The organism is Salinivibrio socompensis S35 (assembly GCF_000513715.1).
GTDB classification, from domain to species: Bacteria; Pseudomonadota; Gammaproteobacteria; order Enterobacterales; family Vibrionaceae; genus Salinivibrio; species Salinivibrio socompensis.
In genome coordinates, this window is the sequence record NZ_AQOD01000219.1 from 1 (window position 1) to 5,142 (window position 5,142).

The 5,142-nt window shown below is 48.0% G+C and carries 4 protein-coding genes and 2 pseudogenes; 5 read left to right on the forward strand and 1 reads right to left on the reverse strand.

The genetic code is table 11. The annotated features are described in order from the left end of the window. The 5 genes and pseudogenes from DZ54_RS24550 to DZ54_RS0117120 form a co-directional block, all read left to right on the forward strand. Positions 1–102 (forward strand): annotated as a pseudogene (locus DZ54_RS24550) (type VI secretion system tube protein Hcp); the annotation flags it as partial. 85 nt (positions 103–187) lie between these two features. Continuing rightward, positions 188–2,248, forward strand: a complete 2,061-nt coding sequence (locus tag DZ54_RS0117105) for a type VI secretion system Vgr family protein (RefSeq protein ID WP_025675430.1) — start codon at positions 188–190, stop codon at positions 2,246–2,248. 2 nt (positions 2,249–2,250) lie between these two features. Beyond that, positions 2,251–3,747, forward strand: coding sequence for a Tle-like phospholipase domain-containing protein (locus DZ54_RS0117110; protein ID WP_025675433.1), 1,497 nt, complete (start codon positions 2,251–2,253; stop codon positions 3,745–3,747). Between the two features lie 78 nt (positions 3,748–3,825). Continuing rightward, positions 3,826–4,677: an ankyrin repeat domain-containing protein gene (locus tag DZ54_RS0117115; RefSeq protein ID WP_025675435.1), complete on the forward strand. Its 852-nt coding sequence runs from the start codon at positions 3,826–3,828 to the stop codon at positions 4,675–4,677. A gap of 29 nt (positions 4,678–4,706) precedes the next feature. Further along, positions 4,707–5,012: a DUF4123 domain-containing protein gene (locus tag DZ54_RS0117120; RefSeq protein ID WP_025675436.1), complete on the forward strand. Its 306-nt coding sequence runs from the start codon at positions 4,707–4,709 to the stop codon at positions 5,010–5,012. Here the strand turns inward: DZ54_RS0117120 and DZ54_RS25075 are convergent. Then, positions 4,995–5,142 (reverse strand): annotated as a pseudogene (locus DZ54_RS25075) (IS256 family transposase); the annotation flags it as partial. The gene DZ54_RS0117120 and the pseudogene DZ54_RS25075 sit on opposite strands and share 18 nt — an antisense overlap.

Below are 5,142 nucleotides of genomic sequence, written 5' to 3' on the forward strand. Positions count from 1 at the left end.
CAGAACCTAACGGTGTCGATGTCTTACCGTAAAGTGACATGGGATCACGTTAACGCGGGTACTTCTGGATCAGACGACTGGCGTAAACCGATCGAAGCGTAAATCCAACGCGTCGTGATATAAATCGAGTGGCCCGCTGGCACAGTGGGCTACTTGCTTTCCCATCATATAGAGGTAGGCATTAGTAATGGCAACGCTGAGATTTTCACTGGTTGTAGACGGTTTAGCAGAAGACACCTTTGTCGTGCGTGAATATCAGGGGCATGAGTCCGTGTCTGATAGCTATGCAGGCGGTCAACCTTTGTCTGGTTATCGCTATGATATTTCGCTCGCTAGCCGCCAATCGGGTATTACTGCCGATCAAACCGTTGATAAAAAGGCACTCCTGACGGTATTTCGCGATGAAGAGCCAGTGCAGTACGTACACGGTATCGTTCGCCGCTTCACGCACAAAGAAATCGGCCACCATCATACTTTTTATTCCCTTATTTTGGTGCCGTCGTTAGAGCGCTTATCGTTACGTCGAAATAGCCGTATTTTTCAACACCAGACAGTGAAAGACATTATCTCAACCTTGTTAACGGAGATGGGGATCACCGATGTTAGCTTTTCCCTTAAGCGAGAGTTACCTGAGCGTGAATTTTGTGTGCAGTACAGAGAGAGCGATTTAGCGTTTTTGCATCGCTTAGCGGCCGAAGAAGGGATTAACTATTACTTTACCCATCGAGAAGATAAGCACACCGTCCACTTTTACGACGACTCCTCGCTGATTGATAAATATGCCAAGCCCGTTGAGCATAACAGTCGCGCAGGGGGGACTTACAGTGACCCTTATGTTCGCCACATCGATATCAGTGACCAAAGTGAGTCAAACAAAACCGTCCTCAAGGACTATAGCTTTAAAAAACCGGCTTACAGCTTTCTCCAGCCTCACGAGGCGGATGGTACCAGCTATCAGCGCACCGATTACGAGCATTTTGATGCCCCTGGCCGCTACAAAAATGATCCAAATGGCAAAGCATTTACCCGTATTCGTAACGAGTTTTTACGGCGTGAAGCCTCGACAGCCCAGGGACAAAGTCATGTGCCTGCACTGCAAGCGGGGGTAAAATTTGACTTGATTGAAAGTTTGCACAAACCGGCTAACCGAGATTGGTTGGTGGTGAGTGTGTCGCATGTGGGTACGCAACCTCAGGCACTAGAAGAAGAGGGCGGAACCGGCGCAACCACGTACCATAACCATTTCAAAGTGATCCCTGCCACACGGCAATGGCGTGCAACCCCACAGCCCAAGCCACAAGTTGATGGACCCATGATTGGCGAAGTGGTCGGCCCGAAAGGCGAAGAAATCTTTTGTGATGAGCACGGCCGTGTGAAGGTGCATTTCCCTTGGGATCGAGAAAGCAAACAAGATGAGCACAGCTCATGTTGGATACGGGTGTCCCAAGGTTGGGCGGGCGCACAATACGGCTTTATGGCGGTCCCTCGCATCGGCCATGAAGTGATCGTGTCTTTCCTTAACGGTGACCCAGATCAGCCAATTATTACCGGCCGCACGTATCATGCGACGAACGTGCCACCGTATTTGCTCCCTAACCACAAAACGCGCACGGTGATCAAAACGCAAACCCACCAGGGTGAAGGGTCGAATGAAATTCGCTTTGAAGACCAAGCGTCCATCGAGCAAATCTACATCCATGCGCAGAAAGACCAAGATATTGTCACCGAAAACATCCATCGCGAATTTGTGGGTGTGGATAGCCACCGTCAAGTAGGGCGAAATACTTATCAATCTGTGACAGAAAACAGCCATCGTATGGTTGGCAAAAATGTTGTTGAAGAATTTGGTCAAGATCATCACCAGAAAATTGGCCGCAATCTCGTGCAGCGTATCTTGGGTAAACTGAGTCGCTTTATTTCTGGTGGCATGATCACCAAAGTGGAAGGCGGGATAGTCACACAAGCCACGGCCTCGGAAGAGAAAGAGATCGGTGCTAACCAACGGACCAAAGTCAGTAATGAGAGCTACTTAACCGCCAAAAATATTGTCCTGGAAGCTGGCAATGAGTTAACGATTAAAGGCCCCGGTGGTTTTGTCAAAATTGACGGCGGCGGGATCACTATCTCTGGCACCAAAGTCAAGATCAATGAAGGCGGCTCTCCCGGTAAAGGCACGGCACCCACCATGGTTCAGCCTGATGAGACAGATAAGCCTCAGCAGCCTGATGATCCGGACCGACGGGGGTAATTATGCCAAGTGCTGGAAGACTCGGAGACAGTGCGGCAGGGCATGGTTGCTTCCCTGCCACCCCCATTATTAGCGGTAGCCCTGATGTGTCAATCAATGGCAAGCCAGCAGCACGTAAAGGTGACCCTGTACTGCTTCATGCTTGCCCTTGTCCGAAAATGCCCCACGGTATTCATGGGCGTAGCATTAGTGCAGGGTCGTCGAATGTTTCCATCAACGGTAAGCCGGCCTCACGGGTCGGCGATGCCATTGGTTGTGGCGGTCAGGTTGCTGCGGGTTCAGGCGACGTGTTTATTGGTGAGACGCCTTACCAGTCACCATCACATGATTGTGGTGAGGGGGCCGCTAAAAGCAATGCGCCTTTCTTGCGGATCTTGCCTTTGGTTAACCCGGTTGAAGCACTTTGGTCAAAACCGATTTACAGCCCTGGCTACTTTAAGTCCGTGGCAGAGCAGCAACTCAAAACCACCATCACGCAAGCGTTACCCGAGGAATTACCGCCTCTCGGTGAAGCCTTATCGTCGTTGGTAAAAAGTGGCGGATCACCCGCACAAATGCTGGATGTGTTAGAAAAAGACACCACCAAAGCCCAGCGACGCAAAGCACGTGAAGCGATCACAGAGCGTGCCAGCGAGAAAGAGCCAGACGTTGCTGAACGATTTACGCAAGATATGGACGCGGCTGAAAAAGCGATGCTTAGCGAGCATATCTATATCCTCGATAAAGAAGAGTTAAAAGAACCTCGTCAACAAGTCGCCGAGGATTTTAAACATGATTCAGGATGGAAGCTGGCGAGTGATGATGACTTAAATGATTTAGGGTTGTCACGTAAAGACTTGCGTGTTGAAGGAAGTAATTTCCGAGCTCAAGTGTATATGCCAGATCATAAGGTGTTTGGGTCAGAGGCGAAGCCAGTATTGGTTTTCCGAGGCACAGAAGCGTTGGGAGACTGGACCAAAGGCAATATTCCTCAAGGCCTTATGGGAAGGTCAAAATACTATAAACAAGCAGTTAAACTGGGTGATAGAATTAAAAATAAAGGTATACCGATTGATATAGCGGGACACTCATTAGGGGGCGGTTTGGCCTCTGCGGCCTCGAAAGCCGGTAATTTTCCTGCCACCACCTTTAACAGTGCTGGATTGCATAAGAAGACCGTTGAGCGATATGGGGTGCCCAAAGTACAACAAGGCAGTGATGGTAATATTACTCGTTATCGAATAGAGGGGGAAGTGCTTACCCATGCGCAAGAAAAGATGCCCGTTTTAAGGCGTTTACCAAGCGCGGTTGGTAATACCACCCAAACATTTTCCAAGCCGAAATCATTAACAGCTCAGACGGAAGGCGTTGGCGCGGCTCCTGGTACTAACGTAGCGATAGCAGAAGATACCGACGTTACGCTAAAAGAGCGAGTCAATTTACATGGTATGGATATGATGCGCGAAGCTATCGAAGATCGTAAAGTCGATGATTTACACACGCTAGCCAAGCAGGTTTAAACCGCGATGAAATACATTTTTTTAGTTATCTTGGCAGGTATTGTACTGTCAGTTGCCACAAAAGCAGGAGTGTTAAATATGTTCCGCAGTAAACCCTATCCAGAGGTCTTTTTTGAGGGAGAATTATTGGCCGTTGCTGAGGCGATGAAAGCCCATGATATCGATAAAGCGAAAGCGTTAGCGGAAAAACTGCCAGAGATTGATACGCCAGGCAACGAGAATTTTACTCTGTTAGCGTTTGCCGTCGCTGATACCAATATTCCAGCCATCAAAATGTTGATGGCGCTAGGGGCCGACCCTGCCACCAAATTCGGTGAAGGCGAGGAGGCACAGTCCGTTGCTTACTTTGCCATGTGGCGCAAAACGACAGATGCACTTAAAGCGATGTTGGAAGCGGGAATGGATCCAAGTTTAACCGATGAATATGGTGAGACGCTGATTTTTGATGTGCCAGACCTAGAAGACAATGACGCGCTGAAATTATTGGTTGAGTTTGGCGCAAATGTAAATGCCAGAAACGGTTTAGGACAAACACCGCTATTAGATTTCATCAGAGTAAACATGGATGAAGTGCTTTATCTCTTGGAGAGCGGTGCCGATCCTTTTGTGATAGACAATGGTGGACTGAGTGCAGCCTATTCGGTTCAACAGTCACTAGATAGCATGGATCAATCCACCGACGCGTATCAAAAAATGCTGAACATTCAGCAAAAAATGATTGAGCTCGGTGTACAGTTTCCCGCTTTAACGCCATATGGAGAGCGTTATCGACTCGATATTGTGTACTGCGTTAAACCAAGAGGCTATCGCCTTCGCGTAGAGTGTGAAGAGGAAGGGACGCATCCTTATGAAAAACCGCAATCAGACGCATCCAAACGAGCGGATGAAAAGATACTGCGAGAGCGTTATGGCATTGACGCTAAATCATAAATATTAAGACAGTCAGTGAGGCATTTTATATGGTAGATACGCATAAAAGTCCTTTTGAAGTATTGTCACAATCAAAAGATAAACTGTTTTATTTTATTTTTGACGTTGTGCAAAATCCCGAAGCCAGAACATTTTGGGAAGCGATGGTGTCTGGAAACGATGTGGCATGGGAGTATCTATATCAGGGTACAGAGTATGCACACCTTATGGATGCCTCGCCACTAATCATTGAGATCAAAGAAGGTAAGCCCGGAGAAACGCTACTTTATTGGATCCACGATTATACCAACGCTTCGAGGGTGTTCAATAGTTCTGTGTCAGCTAAAAATCAATAGCGCGATGTGATCATCCAGTCGACCCTCAAAATGGATTGCCAACTGCGACAGTGTGAGGTTCCAATTCTGCACCGGATGTGTCCATCGCTCAGACGCTTTTAGTATCCCTGCATACAATAATTTCAGCAAA